We start from the raw sequence: 16,102 nt of genomic DNA, 5'->3' as shown, positions 1-16,102 counted from the left end.
CGCAGGCGTAGGAAATTTGAGAGGATCTGACCCTAGTACGAGAGGACCGGGTTGGACAAACCGCTGGTGTACCAGTTGTCTCGCCAGAGGCATAGCTGGGTAGCTACGTTTGGAAGTGATAAGCGCTGAAAGCATCTAAGCGCGAAGCCTACCTCAAGATGAGATTTCCCACAGCGTAAGCTGGTAAGACTCCAGAGAGAATATCTGGTAGATAGGCTAGAAGTGTAAGTGCCGTGAGGTATTTAGCGGACTAGTACTAATAGGTCGAGGGCTTGACCTAAATAAAGACGAAAATCTTCACTGTGTAGTTTTGAGAGAGCAAATGCTACTCAACAATTACATATTTTCTCGGTGATAATAGCGGAGGGGTCACACCCGTTACCATTTCGAACACGGTAGTTAAGTCCTCCAGCGCTGATGGTACTTGGACCAGAGGTCCTGGGAGAGTAGGTCGTCGCCGGGAATACAAAAATCCACCTTTTTGAGGTGGATTTACTTAATTTGACATTTATCAAGATAAGTAGTAATATTAGCTTGATTATATATTTAAAGTTCTCATTGTACCTTAAGTTTATAAAGGAGTGAAATGGTGAGAAAAAAAATATTGCTCTTGATTTTGGTAATGATCACTAATTTTAGTTTGGGCTGTGATGATTCTAAAATAATTAAAAGGGATGTAGTTCCTAAAATAGTAAATAATATTGTATCAGATACTAATGTTGCTATAAAAGAAAAGGATGTAAAAAAAGCAAGAGAAATATGGAGTAAGGTTTCTGAATACGGAGTTAAAGCAAATCAGCATGGTGATGAAAAATTATCAGAGACCTTAACATTTTTAGCCTCAACATATGTAAAATTAATTAAATACTGTGAAACAGATGATGAAAACATATTAAAAGGTTTTAAAAAAGATTTTAGTAAGGGATTATTAAAATTAAAAGAACTAGAACCTGGTATTAAATTAAAAACAGGCAGTGATGCCTGTTTTTGTATTGTCAATTAAGAATACTAACATAGGTTTAAAAGTATACAATGTTGTGTTAAAATTAATAGCGATAAAGCAAAGGAAGGGGAATATACCATGGCAGGGCATTCTAAATGGGCAAATATTAAGCATAGGAAAACTAAACAAGATGCACAAAAAGGCAAAATTTTCACTAAACTAGCTAGAGAAATTATCGTTGCAGCAAAACAAGGTGGAGGAGATCCTGATGGTAATTTTCGTCTTAGAATTGCTGTAGACAAGGCTAAAATAAATAATATGCCTAATGATAATATAAAAAGGGCTATTCAAAAAGGTATAGGCAGTAATGATGGAGATAATTATGAAGAAGTTACATATGAAGGTTATGGTCCAGGAGGAGTGGCTATAACTTTAGATATTATGACTGATAATAGAAATAGAACAGCAGGGGATATTAGATATTTGTTTTCAAAAAATGGTGGAAATATGGGTGAAACAGGTTGTGTTTCTTATATGTTCGATCGAAAAGGATATTTATTAATCGAATCTCCAGAAATGTCAGAAGATGAATTAATGCTTATGGCCTTAGAAGCAGGTGCTGAAGATATAAATTATGATGCCGAGGCTGTAGAAATTTATACAGATCCTGATAACTTCGAACTTGTTAAAGGTGAATTAGAAAAGGGTGGTATTGAGTTTACCCAAGCAGAAGTTACCTTAGTTCCTCAAAATACAGTTGAAGTAACAGATCAAGATCAAGCTAAAAAATTAATTAAACTTATTGATGCCTTTGAAGAACATGACGACGTGCAAGGGGTCTTTTCAAATGCTGACATTCCAGATGAAATAATGGAACAATTATAAAAGAATATTATAAAAAAGCCATTAATGCATTTTAGATTGATTATAATGTTTTAATGGTTTTTTTATTTTAAATTTCTACCTCATAGTATATTTAGTTAAGTTTTGGAAATAATATGTATATGAAATCTGATACACATATTATGGAGGTAAAATTTATGTCTTGGAAAAAATTCAAATACGTATATATAGGATTATTTGTTGTTTTTATGATGAGTAGTATTGTTTCATATTACTTAAATGTAGACCGTCAGCCACTTCAAAAGCCCAATGAAACTGGTCTTAGTAGTGTTTCATTAGAAAGTTTTCAAATAACTGATGACATTAATGTAATTATGGAAAAAGAATATGATTTATGTGTGAGATATGATCTTAATTGTGATAAAGAAAATATCGACTTAAAAGATTCAGAACGGAAAAGGTTAAATCAATTAAGTTTAAATGATATAAAGAAAATTTATCCTAAAGAAGAAAACTGGGAGGTAAAACGTACTGAAACAGATCAAATTACAATCATTAAAAAAGAAGAAGGCTTATGCCCTGTACATAGTCAAATATGGCATTTAGGTTTAGATAGTTCGTTAAACTATGTTGCTGTATATTATGGACCTAGAGAAACAGAAAATTTATCTGGGGTATATAAGGTAACTGATATACCTGTTAGTAGCTTACCTATAGAGTATCAGAATAAAATAAAAAATTATTCAATGGAATTTTATACAATGGAAGAACTAGTTGCTATTTTAGATAGTTTGAGTGAACATTTATAATCCAAGTACCTAAAAAAGATTTTGCTTTTGCAAAATCTTTTTTATTTTTATAACACTTGAAAAATTAAAGGAATACCTTTATAATTGTAGAATTAGTTTAAGAGGTGAAGTAAATGATAATTTTAGGAATTGACCCTGGTACAGCAATCACCGGGTTTGGTATAATTTCGGTAGAAGGTAATAAATTTATACCTATTGATTATGGGTGTATTTATACAGAGTCTACATTGGATTTAGAAAAAAGATTAGAAAAAATATATAATCATGTAAATTTGTTATTAGATAAATATAAGCCTAATGAAATGGCTGTAGAAGAGCTATTTTTCAATAAAAATGTAAAAACTGCTTTGTCTGTAGGTCAAGCTAGAGGAGCTATACTTTTAGCAGGGGCATTAAAAGGTCTTAAAGTAAATAGCTATACTCCTTTACAAATTAAACAAGGAGTAGTTGGGTATGGAAGGGCTCAGAAAAATCAAGTTCAACAAATGGTAAAGGTGCTTTTGAATTTAAAAGAAATACCAAAACCTGATGATGCTGCTGATGCAATTGCAGTAGCCATTTGTCATGCCCACTTCAAGCAAACTAACGTAAGGATAAGAACAATATGATTTCATATCTAAATGGTAAAATAATAAAAAAAGAACTTAATAGTTCAATCATTGTTGTAAATAATATTGGTTATGAGGTTTTTATGCCTAATTATCTTATGGATAAAATAAAGATTGATGATTTGATTGAAATTTATACTTATATACATATTAGAGAAGATAACTGGCAATTATATGGATTTTCTACTTGGGAAGAAAAAGATTATTTTACTTTGTTACTGAATGTATCTGGAATTGGTCCTAGAGTTGCCCTTGGGATTGTTTCTAACTCTACAATAAATCAATTAAATAGTGCCATTCAGATCGAGAACATTGCTTATTTAACTAAACTACCAGGTGTAGGTAAAAAAACAGCACAAAGAATGATTTTAGAACTTAAAGAAAAGATTAATCAGATAACAATTACTGAAGAAACTACACTACCGATGAATAACTATAATAATGGTGTTATAGAAGCTTTACTAGCGTTAGGATATCAAATGACTGAAGTGGATAAAATATATCCTAAAATTATAAAAGATAATCCTGATTCAGATGAGGCAGGACTGATAAAATCAGCATTAAAATTATTAGCAAAAGTCTAGGAGGTACTCATGGAAGATAGGTTAATTTCTCCACAAAGTAAGATAGAAGATTTAGAAGAGTCGGTAAACCTTCGTCCAAAGTATTTAGAAGATTATATTGGACAAGATAGAGTTAAAGAAACTCTATCTATTTTTATTGAAGCAACAAAATTAAGAAATGAAGCTTTAGATCACGTCTTACTATATGGTCCACCTGGACTCGGAAAAACTACATTAGCTAATATTATTGCAAATGAGTTAAATGCGCAAATTAAAATAACATCAGGTCCTGCAATTGAACGAGCAGGTGATTTAGCAGCTATATTAACAAATTTACAACCACATGATGTTCTTTTTATAGATGAAATTCATAGATTGAATAAAATTGTTGAAGAAGTACTATATCCTGCAATGGAAGACTTTGCCCTTGATATTATTATAGGAAAAGGTCCAAGTGCAAGGTCTATTAGAATAGATTTGCCCCCTTTTACTTTGATTGGAGCAACGACGAGAGCGGGTCTATTAACTTCACCTCTAAGGGATAGATTTGGTGTAGTCAATAGATTAGAGTTTTACTCAAATGAAGAATTAGCCAAAGTAATTACGCGTTCAGCACAGATTCTTAATGTTCCTATTGATAATAACGGTGCTTTAGAGCTTGCTAAAAGGTCAAGGGGAACCCCACGTATATCAAATCGATTATTAAGACGTGTAAGGGACTATGCAGAGGTAAAAGGACAAGGATTTATTGATGAAAAAATAGCCCAAAGTGCTTTAGATTTATTAGAAGTAGATAGCCTTGGTTTAGATAATATTGATAGAATAATGCTTGAAACTATTATAATTAAATTTAATGGAGGTCCTGTAGGATTAGATACTTTAGCTGCAACGATTAATGAAGAATCAGATACAGTTGAAGATGTGTATGAGCCTTATCTTATGCAAATAGGATTTTTAAAACGCACTTCTAGAGGTAGAGTATGTACTCCTTTAGCATATAAACACTTAGGGATAAAATATACAGGGTAAAATATTTTACTAATTATTATCTTAGCACTAATCTTTAATTTTATGAGATGATGAGATAATTAAAATACAATCCTTAAGAATAATGGTATAATATGTTGTTGATACAAACGCAATCTAAATTTAAGGAGTTAACAATGAAATTAAGCGATTTTGATTATTTTTTACCTGAAGAATTAATAGCACAACATCCTTTAGAACAGAGAGATTCTTCACGAATGCTTGTCTTAGATAAAAAGAGTGGAAATATAGAACATAAGAGTTTTAGTGATTTAATTGATTATCTCTCTCCAAATGATGTAGTAGTTATAAATAATACCAAAGTTATACCCGCTCGTTTATATGGTGTAAAAGAAAACACAGGAGCAAAGATTGAAGTTGTGCTTTTACGACAATCTGAAGAGGTAGATTGTTGGGAGGCTTTAGTTAAACCTGGGAAAAAACTTAAAGCTGGGACAAATATAATCTTTGGTGAAGGAAAATTAATAGGTGAAGTACTAAAAACTACTGACATTGGTGGAAGAATAATAAAATTTAAATATCAAGGAATTTTCAATGAAATCTTAAATGAATTAGGACAAATGCCCTTACCACCTTATATTACAGAGCGATTAGAAGAACAGGGACGTTATCAAACAGTTTATGCAGAGCATTCTGGATCAGCTGCAGCTCCTACAGCTGGACTCCATTTTACACCTGAGGTATTAGAAAAGTTAAAAAATAAAAATATTGAAGTAGTAGAAATCTTACTTCATGTAGGTCTTGGAACCTTTAGACCAGTAAAAGTAGAAAATATAGAGGAACATAATATGCATCCAGAGTATTTTAAAGTATCAGAAGAAGCTGCAGATAAATTAAATAGGGCTATGAAACAAAATAAACGAATAATAGCAGTAGGGACTACATCTACTCGTACTTTAGAAGCTGTAGGAAAAACTGGTGAAGTTATCCCTGGAGAAGGGTGGACAGATATATTTATATATCCTGGATATAGTTTTAAAATTGTATCTGGTTTAGTTACGAACTTTCATTTGCCAAAGTCAACTTTAATTATGTTAGTAAGCACCTTAGCAGGCAGAGAAAATGTTTTAAAAGCTTACCATGAAGCAGTAGAAAAAAAATATCGCTTTTTTAGTTTTGGCGATGCGATGCTGATAATATAGGAGGTTATTAGGTGTTTGAATTTGAACTTATAAAAGAATGTAAAGATACAAAGGCTAGAGTAGGATTATTAAAAACTCCACATGGTGATATAGAAACTCCTATATTTATGCCTGTAGGTACGCAGGCTACCGTAAAAACCCTTAGCCCTTGTGAATTAAAATCTATTAATTCGCAAATAATATTAAGCAATACATATCATTTATATTTACGACCAGGCCATAAATTGGTTAAAGAAGCAGGTGGTTTACATAAATTTATGAATTGGGATAGGCCTATTTTAACTGATAGTGGCGGTTTTCAAGTTTTTAGCTTAGGAGATTTAAGGACTATCACTGAAGAAGGTGTAGAATTTCGCTCTCATTTAGATGGGTCTAAGCATTTTTTATCACCTGAAAAGGTTATGGAAATAGAAAATGATTTAGGTGCTGATATTATTATGGCTTTTGATGAATGTGCACCATACCCTTGTACACATGAATATGCGAAAAACTCCCTAGAAAGAACTACGAGATGGGCTAAAAGGTGTAAAGATTCACACCAACGAAATGACCAAGCTTTATTTGGGATTATTCAAGGTGGAACATTTAAAGATTTACGTATTCAAAGTGCTAATGAATTAATTCCTATGGATTTCCCAGGCTATGCAATAGGAGGACTGAGTGTGGGAGAACCAAATGAGTTAATGTATGAAGTATTAGATTATCTTACTCCTATAATGCCAAAGCATAAACCTAGATATTTGATGGGAGTAGGTGCTCCTGATAATATTGTTGAAGGTATAATGAGGGGAGTAGATATGTTTGACTGCGTACTTCCAACGAGAATTGCGCGTAATGGGACAGCTATGACAAGGACTGGCAAACTGGTTGTCCGAAATGCCAAATATAAGGCTGATTTTACTCCTATTGATGAAGAATGCACTTGTTATGCTTGTAAGAACTTTACAAGAGCTTACATTCGTCACTTAATTAAAACAGATGAAATATTAGGACTTAGATTAATAAGTATTCATAATTTGCATTTCCTTTTAGAACTTGCTAGAGAAAGTAGAAATGCCATTTTAGAAGATAGATTTATTGAATTTAGGAAAGAATTCTATAAAAAATATAAAATTTAAAGGAATAAAGTCAACTTTATAGAAATAATTTATTTATATAGTAACAATAAATATTTAGGAGGTATATAATGTCACAACAATTATTAATGCTAGGAGCCTTTTTCTTAATCATTTACTTTACCATGATTAGGCCACAACAAAAACAACAAAAACAACGAAAGACTATGTTATCTGATCTCCGTAAAGGAGATAAGGTTGTTACTATTGGTGGTATAGAAGGCGAAATAAAATCAATAAAAGATGATAGAATTGTGTTAAAAGTTGCTCACAATGTAAATTTAACTATGTTAAAAACTTCTGTAGGTCAAGTTGTAACAGAAACTACAAATATTCAGGAAGAAAGTAACGATGAACAAGCTTTAATAGAAGAAAAATAATATCTATTTATAGTTAGGAAAAAGACAAAGATTTCTAAGTAAATTAGATTTCTTTGTCTTTTATTATTGGTAAGGCTTACTTATAATTGCAACTTATTACAAAGTTATTATTCTTAATTGAATTATTTTTTTTAGAGGTATATAATACTTTGTGTGCTTAATTAGATAGGAGGAGAATTTATGCGCTTTAGAAAATTATTTACAAGCTTATTAGTCCTAGCACTTGTAGTTGTATTGGCTTTTGTTGTAATTGAGCCATATAAAAATAATGTAAAACTAGGATTAGATTTAAAAGGTGGAGTTATGGTTAGATTAGAAGCACCTAAAAATGCGACAGCTGACGATATAGATAAGGTTATAGCGATCTTAGAAAATCGTGTAAATGGCATGGGTCTTACTGAACCTGAGATAAGAAAAGAAGGAGAAAGAAGGGTTTTAGTAGAACTACCAGGGGTTGAAAATCCAGAAGAAGCAGTTAAATCTTTAGGAAAAATGGCTAATTTAGAATTTGTTAGGGTTGATAATAATGAAGTGGTAGTAACAGGAAAAGATTTAAAAGATGCTAAAGAAGGTATAAACCCAGGTGAAACAAATTTAAACAAAAAAAATTATGTAAGTTTAGAATTTAATAGTGAAGGTGCAAAGAAATTTGCTGAGGCTACAAAAGATCTTGCAACTAAATACGGTGAAGATGATCCTAATCGTGCAATTGCAATTAATTTAGATGGAAAACCAATTTCAGTTCCAAGAATAGATGAAGCTATTACAAATGGACATGCTTCTATTTCAGGAGGATTTTCTACTTTAGAAGAAGCACGTGATTTAGCTGTTTTACTTCGTTCAGGTGCACTCCCTGTAAAACTAGAAATAGTTGAAAATAGGAGTGTAGGGGCAAAACTAGGAGTAGATTCCTTAATTAAAAGTAAAAACGCAGCACTTTATGGTTTATCAGCTGTTTTAATATTTATGCTATTATTTTATCGTTTACCAGGGATTGTGGCAGGATTTTCAATAGTATTATATTCAATTATTGTCTGGGGAATTTTAATCTATATGAATGCAACTATAACCTTACCTGGTATAGCAGGATTTTTACTATCGGTAGGTATGGCAGTAGATGCCAATGTTATTATATACGAAAGAATTAAAGAAGAGTTACGTAATGGTAAAAGTTTAAGAGCATCTATAGATGCTGGTTTTTCAAGAGCATTTTGGACAATCTTTGATGCTAATATCACAACACTCATAGCTGCAGTAGTTTTAATGTATTTTGGAACAGGTATGATTCGTGGATTTGCAGTAACATTAAGTATTGGTATTTTAGCTAGTTTATTTGTCGTATTAACATTCACTCGTTTTATTTTACGTCAACTAGCTGTTTCTAATCTTTTCAAAAATACCAAGTTATTTGGAGCATAGATCGGAGGGAAAAAACATGGATTTTATTGGAAAAAGGAAAATACCTTTTACTGTTTCTGCGATAATAATTATAGTTAGTTTATTATCATTATTTATCAATGGACTTAATTTTGGTATAGATTTTATTGGTGGTAATACATTAAGTGTACAGTTTGGTGAGCAAACAAGTACCAAAAATATTAGGGAATCATTAAAAGCATTTGATTTAGATGATGCACAAATTCAAGGATCAGATAATAATATTTTTGTCATTAAAACGAAAGAATCACTTGAGGAAAGCAAATTAGCAGAAATAAAAACTAAATTGCAAGATGATATTGGAAAGATGGAAGTTCTTAGTAGTGAAAAGGTAGGACCTGTAATTGGAAAAGAGTTAAGAAAAAATGGCATATTATCTCTGGTAATTGCAATAATATTAATGGTAATTTATATCACGATTAGATTTGAATTTAAATTTGCCTTAGCAGCGATTATTGCATTAATACACGATGTTTTATTTACAGTAGGTATTTTTTCTTTATTTAAAATTGAAGTAGATATTACTTTTATAGCTGCTATTTTAACTATTATTGGTTATTCTATTAATGATACTATTGTTATTTTTGACCGTATACGAGAAAACTTGAGGATTGTTAAAAAAGAAAGCCTTGAAAAAATTACCAATGATAGTATCATACAAACTTTATCACGTTCGATAAATACAGTTTTAACTACCTTATTTACTTTAGTTGCTTTGTTTGTCCTTGGTGGTGCAACAACTAAAATCTTTGCATTAACTTTAATTATAGGAATATCAATCGGTGCATATTCTTCTATATTTATAGCTAGTCCTTGTTGGTTTGAGTTTAAAGGATTAAAGAAATAATAAAAAAGTCTCAGCAATATGCTGAGACTTTTTTAAATTCTAATAAATATTTATCATTTACTTTAACATAATATAATATTATAAACTAAGGCATATAAACCTCGTAAATATGATAGAATTAGTTAGATAAGTTGAAGGGAGAAAATTTTGTGGAAGTAAAAAGTAGGGCTGCTTTATTATCAATTTTATCAAATAGTTTATTAACAACGTTAAAATTATTTGTAGGTATTTTTACAAACTCTGTTAGTATTTTATCTGAAGCCATTCATTCGGGATTGGATTTAGTAGCAAGCTTAATAGCCTTTTTTGCAATTCGAATTGCAAATAAGCCTGCAGATGAAGATCATCACTTTGGTCATGGAAAATATGAGAATGTTTCAGGAACAATTGAAGCTTTATTGATTTTTGTAGCTGCTCTATGGATTATTTATGAGTCCCTTCATAAGTTCTTCCAAGGTGGTCAAATGCAAGGTTTTAGTTTAGGTATTATTGTTATGGGAATAAGTGCATTACTGAATTATATAGTTTCCTCCCACCTTTATAAAGTTAGTATTAGTGAAGATTCGATAGCTTTAGAAGCTGACGCACTACATTTGCGTACAGATGTCTATACTTCTTTAGGTGTATTACTTGGTATAGTTATTATGTATTTTACTAAATGGTTTTTTATTGATCCTTTAATAGCAATAATAGTTGCTTTATTTATTATGAAAGAAGCTATTGAAATAACTAAAAGAGCATTTAATCCTTTAGTAGATTCTAGCTTAGATGAAGAAGAAGAACAGGCAATAAGAGAAATATTAATCCAGCATTCAGCTAGTTTTATTGAATTTCACTCTCTTAGAACACGCAAATCTGGATCTGAAATACATATAGATTTACATTTAGTGGTGCCTAAAAAATGGTCTATAGAAAAAGTTCACGCGGTTTGTAGTGAAATAGAAGAAAATTTAAAGACAAAATATACGTATTGTCATTGTTTGATTCATGCAGAACCATGTACCGATGTCATTATGAAAAATGAAGACTGTAATAGCTCAGAGGGGAAAGGGTGTCCTTATTTAGGAAAAATGAAAAAAGATTAAAATTTCCCAAGATAATAACTTGGGAAATTTTTTGATGGAGGTAAAGTTTTGATTAAACGAAAAATATGGAACATTAAGAATAATAAACAAAATATAAATGACCTAGCAAGAAAACTTAATATCTCACCAATAGTAGCAAACATATTGGCTGAAAGAGGATATACAGATTACCATAAAGCAAAAAACTTTTTAGAGGCAGATATCAGTAAATTATCAGATCCCCTTTATATGCTAGGTGTAAAAGAAGCTTGTGAGCAAATCAGAGAATCAATTTTAAATAAAGATAAAATTATGATTTATGGCGATTATGACGTAGATGGAATTACAAGCACAGCATTATTAGTTGAGTTTTTAACTTCTTTACAAGTGTCAGTAGACTACTATATTCCAAATCGTTTAGAAGAAGGCTATGGATTAAATTATGAAGCCTTAGCTAAGATGAAAGAAAATGGAGTAGATTTAATAATAACTGTTGATTGTGGTATAACTGCTGTAGAGGAAGTATCCAAAGCAATGGAGCTCGGTCTAAAATTTATTATTACAGATCATCATCAAATTGGTAACTCCATTCCTCCTTGTACTATCGTAAACCCGGTCTTAGATGACGAAGGTGTCCCTTGGAGTAATTTATCAGGAGTGGGGGTAGCGTTTAAACTAATCCATGGTTTGTCACGCATATTACCAGAATTAAAGGAACAAGAAATTAGTAAATATCTTGATTTAGTTGCACTGGGTACTATCGCAGATATAGTAGCTCTAAAAGATGAAAATAGGATTTTGGTTAGAGAAGGAATGGAGCAAATTAAACTTGGTTTAAGACCTGGGATAAAGGCATTGTGTGAGGTCGCTAAAATAGATTTTCAAAAGGTTTCATCTGGACAAGTAGGTTTTGGTATTGCTCCACGTTTAAATGCTTGTGGTAGACTGGATGATGCATCGTTAGGGGTTAAATTATTATTATCAAGTGATGAAAAAGAAGCTCTTCTAATTGCAGAGGATCTGAATATTAAAAATCAAGAGCGTCAAGACATAGAAGCACAAATAATGAAAGAAGCTATAGAAATGGCAGAGTCTTTAGATAAAGAAAAAACTGCAGTTTTAGTTTTGGGTTCGGAAAATTGGCATTCAGGAGTTATTGGTATTGTGGCTTCAAGATTAGTAGAAAAATATTATTTACCTACTATTTTATTAAGTTTTAAAGATGGTATTGCTAAAGGTTCTGGGAGAAGCATTTCAAATTTTCATTTGCATCAAGCATTGATGCAGTGTCAGGAATTATTAACACAGTTTGGAGGTCATAGCCAAGCAGCTGGACTTAGTTTAAAAGTAGAAAATATACCTAAATTTATTTTTAAAATTAACGAATATGCTTTTTCAAATTTAGCACCTGAAGATTTTAAGCAAAAATTAAAAATAGACTCTGCAATTAATCTCAGTGAAGTTAACCTAGATGTATATAAGCAATTACAACAGCTTGAGCCTTATGGGCACTCTAATCCTAGGCCCGTTTTTGCTATTAGAGGAATTAAACCTGTTAAAATCACCAAACTTGGTAGTGATGGAAGACATATTAAAGTGCAGTTTAATCTAAATAATGAACCCTGGGAGTCATTAGGATTTAACATGAGTGATTATGAAGATATTATTAATGATAGTTATTTACTTGATTTAGCTTTTACTTTAGATAGGAATGAGTGGAGAGGTAAAACAAGTTTACAGCTTTTATTAAAAGATATTAAATCTTTTGAGGAACTTGATAATCCTTATAAAAAATTAGCACTTTTAGAGGATTCTAATACTTCTTACAGTCCAAACTTTAAAATAATTGACTCTAGAAATTGTAGTGATAAAATAAACTATGTGAAAAATTTAATTTTAGCACAAGAAAAGCTAATAATTAAGACAAATACACAGCAAAATGCTTTTAATCTAGTAGCTAAATTGAAAAATGAATTGCCAGATTTTAAAGATAAAATTGAATATTATCCCGAGGTCTTGAAATCTGATATAAGTGAGCATATTGAGGATAATTTAGAAAAAGATAATTTAAATGTTCTGATTACCACAAATCATTTGGTCCATAACTTAAATTATTTAGTTAAGTATGCTTTTATAATATACGATTTGCCATTTTCTAAGGCTGAACTTCAGCAGATATATTCATTTTTAGCAAAAGATGAGTTATCAGTTCAAATGCATTTACTTTATACTAAAAATGACTCTAAAGAAAATGACCTATTTTTAAGAGAAAAAGCTCCTGATAGAAAAACACTAGGTAAATTTTATCTTTTACTTAAAAAAATTGCTCAAAATAGTAACAATTCTCTTATAACTTATCAAGATATTATTAAATGGGGTAAGATATATGAGATAGAATCTTTAAGTGAAAAAAGTATGATTATCTGGTTAGATATTTTAGAAGAACTTGAATTAATACGAAACAAAGTTGAAGTAAATGATAAATGTATTGAGTTAAAAGAAAATCCTCCTAAAGTTAACTTAGAGAATTCTTTAAGTTTTAGGCAAGGAGTCAAAGAAAGATTAGAATTTGATGAAATGTTAAAAATAGCTTTTCTAAATTACGATAAAGTTATAGAATATCTAAGTTCCTAGAAAAAGGATGGATGAATATGCCTATACAAGAATTACTTACTCAAGTTTTGCAGAACAATTCTAAAGCAGATGTAGAATTAATTAAAAGAGCATATAACTATGCTAAAGATGCTCATGAAGGTCAATTACGTAACTCAGGAGAACCATATATAACCCATCCTTTAGCAATTGCACATATTTTGGCTAGTCTAGGTTTAGATGCTGCAACCATAGCTGCGGGTTTATTACATGATGTAGTTGAAGATACAGATATTGATATCAAGGAAATAGAAAATAAATTTGGCGATGAAATTGCTTTATTAGTTGATGGAGTAACAAAATTAAGTCGCATAGAATACAAATCTAAAGAATTAAGACAAATTGAAAGTTATCGAAAAATGTTTTTAGCTATGTCTAAAGATATTAGAGTTATGCTTATTAAACTAGCTGATAGACTTCATAATATGCGTACCTTAAAACATCAAAGTTTCTGGAAGCAAAGAGAAATAGCCAAAGAAACCTTAGAAATATTTTCTCCACTAGCATCTCGTTTAGGTATTTTTAAAATTAAGTGGGAGTTAGATGACCTTTCTTTACGGTATTTAGAGCCTGAAAAGTATTATTATTTAGTTGAGCAAATATCCATGAAACGAAAAGAAAGAGAAGAATTCATTAATAGAGTAATTGAAACTTTGAACGATGAAATAACTAATAAAGCAAATATTGAAGCTGATATAAGTGGAAGACCTAAACATTTTTATAGTATATATGTGAAGATGGAGAAAAAGGGTAAGGATCTTAATGAAATATATGATCTAATAGCTATTAGGATTATTGTAAATAGTGTTAAAGATTGCTACGGTACACTAGGAATTATTCATACATTATGGAAACCTATACCTGGGAGATTTAAAGATTATATCGCTATGCCAAAACCTAACTTGTATCAATCTTTACATACAAGCGTTATAGGCCCTAAAGGTAATCCTCTTGAAATTCAAATTAGAACCTGGGATATGCATCGTACTGCAGAATACGGGATTGCTGCTCACTGGCTATATAAAGAAGCTTCAAAGCAAAAAACTCAAGTCGGGGATCAATTAACATGGCTAAAGCAAATTAAAGAGTTACAAAATGAGTTACAAGACCCTAAAGAATTTATGGAAACGCTAAAATTAGATTTATTTACAGATTTAGTATTTATATTTTCTCCTAAAGGTGATGTATATGAATTACCCGCAGGGTCAACCCCTATTGACTTTGCCTATAGGGTACATACAGAAATAGGACATAGTTGTATCGGTAGTAAAGTTAATAGTCGAATTGTTCCTTTAGATTATGAATTAAAAACAGGTGATATAGTTGAAGTCCTAACAACAAAGCAAGCGAATGGTCCAAGTCGGGACTGGATAAAGATGGTCAAAAGTTCTCAAGCTAAAAATAAAATTAGACAATGGTTTAAACGTGAAAAACGAGAAGTTAACTATATTAGGGGAAAAGAAACTTTAGAAAAAGAATTACGAAAACAAGGGCTAGATGAAAATACCCTTACTAAACCTGATAAATTAAGTAACATTGCTAAAAAATTAGGCTTTAATAATAATGAAGATCTTTTAGTAGCAATCGGTGATGGTGCTGTAACATCTGCTCAGGTTATTTTAAAGTTAAAAGATGAATATGGCAAAGAAACTAAAATTATTGATACCAATGAATTATTAGTTGTAAAGCAACCGCAAAAGCTTTCGTCAAATCAAAATTCTCAAGGCGTGAGAATTAAGGGTATTGATAATGTATTGGTAAGATTCTCAAGATGTTGTAATCCATTACCAGGGGATAAAATTATAGGATTTATTACTAGAGGACGAGGAGTTTCAATTCATCGGGAAGATTGTCCAAATGTTAAAGTTTATAAAATTGAAGAACCTGAAAGATTATTAGAAGCTGCTTGGGATGAAGTTAAGAAGTCTAATTTTCAAGTTGAAATTAAGATAGTTGCTCTTGATAGGTTAAGATTAACCTCGGAGGTAATGTTAATTATTGGAGATTCAAGAACTCATATTAATGGAATCAATGCTAGGGTAAAAAGGGGCTATGCTTATATTGATGTGAAAGTTAGCGTTAATAACTTAGAAGAACTAAATATATTAATTGAAAAAATAAGAAGAGTAAAAGATGTAGTTGAGGTACAACGTATAACACCTGCGCCTGCAAAATCATAGTAAGAAAGGAATTAAAATAAATGAGAGCTGTTATACAAAGAGTAAGTAAATCTTCAGTTAAAGTTGATTCTAAGGTTGTTGGATCAATTCAAGAAGGATTATTAATTTTAGTTGGTGTTACTCATGATGATACTGAACAAGATGCTAAATATTTAGCGGAAAAGATTGCTAATTTAAGGATATTTGAAGATGAAGAGGGAAAGCTAAATTATTCTGTTGTAGATAAAAACTATAAAATATTATCTATTTCACAATTTACCTTATATGGAGATTGTCGAAAAGGTAGGAGACCAAATTTCATGGACGCAGGAAGACCTATTCAAGCAGAACAGATTTATAATAAATTTAATGAGTTTTTATCTCAAAATGAACTAAATGTAGAAAAAGGTGTTTTTGGTGCGCATATGGAGGTAGAACTAGTTAATGATGGACCCGTTACAATAATGCTAGATAGTAAAAAACTATTTTAGGA

General features: G+C 30.9%; 15 protein-coding genes and 2 rRNA genes. All 17 read left to right on the top strand.

Annotated elements, in window-relative coordinates; all coding sequences use genetic code 11:
- Window positions 1-280 (top strand): 23S ribosomal RNA (locus B8965_RS11185); the annotation flags it as partial.
- Window positions 281-347: 67 nt separating this feature from the next.
- Window positions 348-463 (top strand): 5S ribosomal RNA (rrf, locus tag B8965_RS11180).
- Between the two features lie 126 nt (window positions 464-589).
- Window positions 590-1,003 (top strand): hypothetical protein, encoded by a 414-nt coding sequence (locus tag B8965_RS11175; RefSeq protein WP_084054260.1) that lies wholly within the window; start codon window positions 590-592, stop codon window positions 1,001-1,003.
- A gap of 78 nt (window positions 1,004-1,081) precedes the next feature.
- Window positions 1,082-1,828 carry a YebC/PmpR family DNA-binding transcriptional regulator gene (locus B8965_RS11170; protein ID WP_084054259.1) on the top strand — a complete coding sequence of 249 codons (747 nt, stop codon included), beginning with the start codon at window positions 1,082-1,084 and terminating at the stop codon, window positions 1,826-1,828.
- Window positions 1,829-1,983: 155 nt separating this feature from the next.
- Window positions 1,984-2,595: a hypothetical protein gene (locus B8965_RS11165; RefSeq protein WP_084054258.1), complete on the top strand. Its 612-nt coding sequence runs from the start codon at window positions 1,984-1,986 to the stop codon at window positions 2,593-2,595.
- 113 nt (window positions 2,596-2,708) lie between these two features.
- Window positions 2,709-3,203, top strand: a complete 495-nt coding sequence (gene ruvC / locus B8965_RS11160) for a crossover junction endodeoxyribonuclease RuvC (protein ID WP_084054257.1) — start codon at window positions 2,709-2,711, stop codon at window positions 3,201-3,203.
- On the top strand, window positions 3,200-3,787 hold the full coding sequence (ruvA, locus tag B8965_RS11155; RefSeq protein WP_084054256.1) for a Holliday junction branch migration protein RuvA: 588 nt from the start codon (window positions 3,200-3,202) through the stop codon (window positions 3,785-3,787). Before ruvC ends, ruvA begins: the two co-directional genes overlap by 4 nt.
- Before the next feature lie 9 nt (window positions 3,788-3,796).
- Window positions 3,797-4,795 (top strand): Holliday junction branch migration DNA helicase RuvB, encoded by a 999-nt coding sequence (gene ruvB / locus B8965_RS11150; protein WP_084054255.1) that lies wholly within the window; start codon window positions 3,797-3,799, stop codon window positions 4,793-4,795.
- Window positions 4,796-4,929: 134 nt separating this feature from the next.
- Window positions 4,930-5,955, top strand: a complete 1,026-nt coding sequence (gene queA / locus B8965_RS11145; protein WP_084054254.1) for a tRNA preQ1(34) S-adenosylmethionine ribosyltransferase-isomerase QueA — start codon at window positions 4,930-4,932, stop codon at window positions 5,953-5,955.
- Between the two features lie 11 nt (window positions 5,956-5,966).
- Window positions 5,967-7,073, top strand: a complete 1,107-nt coding sequence (tgt, locus tag B8965_RS11140) for a tRNA guanosine(34) transglycosylase Tgt (protein ID WP_084054253.1) — start codon at window positions 5,967-5,969, stop codon at window positions 7,071-7,073.
- A 68-nt stretch (window positions 7,074-7,141) separates the two neighbouring features.
- A complete protein-coding gene (gene yajC, locus B8965_RS11135; RefSeq protein ID WP_084054252.1) occupies window positions 7,142-7,450 on the top strand; it encodes a preprotein translocase subunit YajC in 309 nt (102 codons plus the stop codon).
- A 180-nt stretch (window positions 7,451-7,630) separates the two neighbouring features.
- A complete protein-coding gene (gene secD / locus B8965_RS11130; protein ID WP_084054251.1) occupies window positions 7,631-8,869 on the top strand; it encodes a protein translocase subunit SecD in 1,239 nt (412 codons plus the stop codon).
- A gap of 16 nt (window positions 8,870-8,885) precedes the next feature.
- Window positions 8,886-9,734, top strand: coding sequence for a protein translocase subunit SecF (secF, locus tag B8965_RS11125; RefSeq protein ID WP_084054250.1), 849 nt, complete (start codon window positions 8,886-8,888; stop codon window positions 9,732-9,734).
- 149 nt (window positions 9,735-9,883) lie between these two features.
- Window positions 9,884-10,819, top strand: coding sequence for a cation diffusion facilitator family transporter (locus tag B8965_RS11120; RefSeq protein ID WP_084054249.1), 936 nt, complete (start codon window positions 9,884-9,886; stop codon window positions 10,817-10,819).
- Window positions 10,820-10,867: 48 nt separating this feature from the next.
- Window positions 10,868-13,432, top strand: coding sequence for a single-stranded-DNA-specific exonuclease RecJ (gene recJ / locus B8965_RS11115; protein ID WP_084054248.1), 2,565 nt, complete (start codon window positions 10,868-10,870; stop codon window positions 13,430-13,432).
- A gap of 17 nt (window positions 13,433-13,449) precedes the next feature.
- Entirely contained in the window at window positions 13,450-15,630 is a 2,181-nt protein-coding gene (locus B8965_RS11110; RefSeq protein ID WP_084054247.1) for a RelA/SpoT family protein, read from the top strand.
- A 20-nt stretch (window positions 15,631-15,650) separates the two neighbouring features.
- The gene (gene dtd, locus B8965_RS11105) at window positions 15,651-16,100 is read left to right on the top strand and encodes a D-aminoacyl-tRNA deacylase (protein ID WP_084054246.1); all 450 of its coding nucleotides are present in this window, start codon (window positions 15,651-15,653) and stop codon (window positions 16,098-16,100) included.
- The last annotated feature ends 2 nt before the right edge of the window (window positions 16,101-16,102 follow it).

This window comes from Desulfonispora thiosulfatigenes DSM 11270, from assembly GCF_900176035.1.
Taxonomy (GTDB): Bacteria; Bacillota; Peptococcia; order Peptococcales; family Desulfonisporaceae; genus Desulfonispora; species Desulfonispora thiosulfatigenes.
Note: the sequence above shows the minus strand (reverse complement) of the source record. Positions and strands in the feature narration are given on the sequence as shown.

Excerpts from the sequence above, each read along its gene's own strand:
- B8965_RS11170 (WP_084054259.1), top strand. The coding sequence starts at position 1,082 with ATGGCAGGGCATTCTAAATGGGCAAATATTAAGCATAGGAAAACTAAA.
- B8965_RS11165 (WP_084054258.1), top strand. The coding sequence starts at position 1,984 with ATGTCTTGGAAAAAATTCAAATACGTATATATAGGATTATTTGTTGTT.
- ruvC (WP_084054257.1), top strand. The coding sequence starts at position 2,709 with ATGATAATTTTAGGAATTGACCCTGGTACAGCAATCACCGGGTTTGGT.
- ruvA (WP_084054256.1), top strand. The coding sequence starts at position 3,200 with ATGATTTCATATCTAAATGGTAAAATAATAAAAAAAGAACTTAATAGT.
- ruvB (WP_084054255.1), top strand. The coding sequence starts at position 3,797 with ATGGAAGATAGGTTAATTTCTCCACAAAGTAAGATAGAAGATTTAGAA.
- queA (WP_084054254.1), top strand. The coding sequence starts at position 4,930 with ATGAAATTAAGCGATTTTGATTATTTTTTACCTGAAGAATTAATAGCA.
- yajC (WP_084054252.1), top strand. The coding sequence starts at position 7,142 with ATGTCACAACAATTATTAATGCTAGGAGCCTTTTTCTTAATCATTTAC.
- secD (WP_084054251.1), top strand. The coding sequence starts at position 7,631 with ATGCGCTTTAGAAAATTATTTACAAGCTTATTAGTCCTAGCACTTGTA.
- secF (WP_084054250.1), top strand. The coding sequence starts at position 8,886 with ATGGATTTTATTGGAAAAAGGAAAATACCTTTTACTGTTTCTGCGATA.
- B8965_RS11110 (WP_084054247.1), top strand. The coding sequence starts at position 13,450 with ATGCCTATACAAGAATTACTTACTCAAGTTTTGCAGAACAATTCTAAA.
- dtd (WP_084054246.1), top strand. The coding sequence starts at position 15,651 with ATGAGAGCTGTTATACAAAGAGTAAGTAAATCTTCAGTTAAAGTTGAT.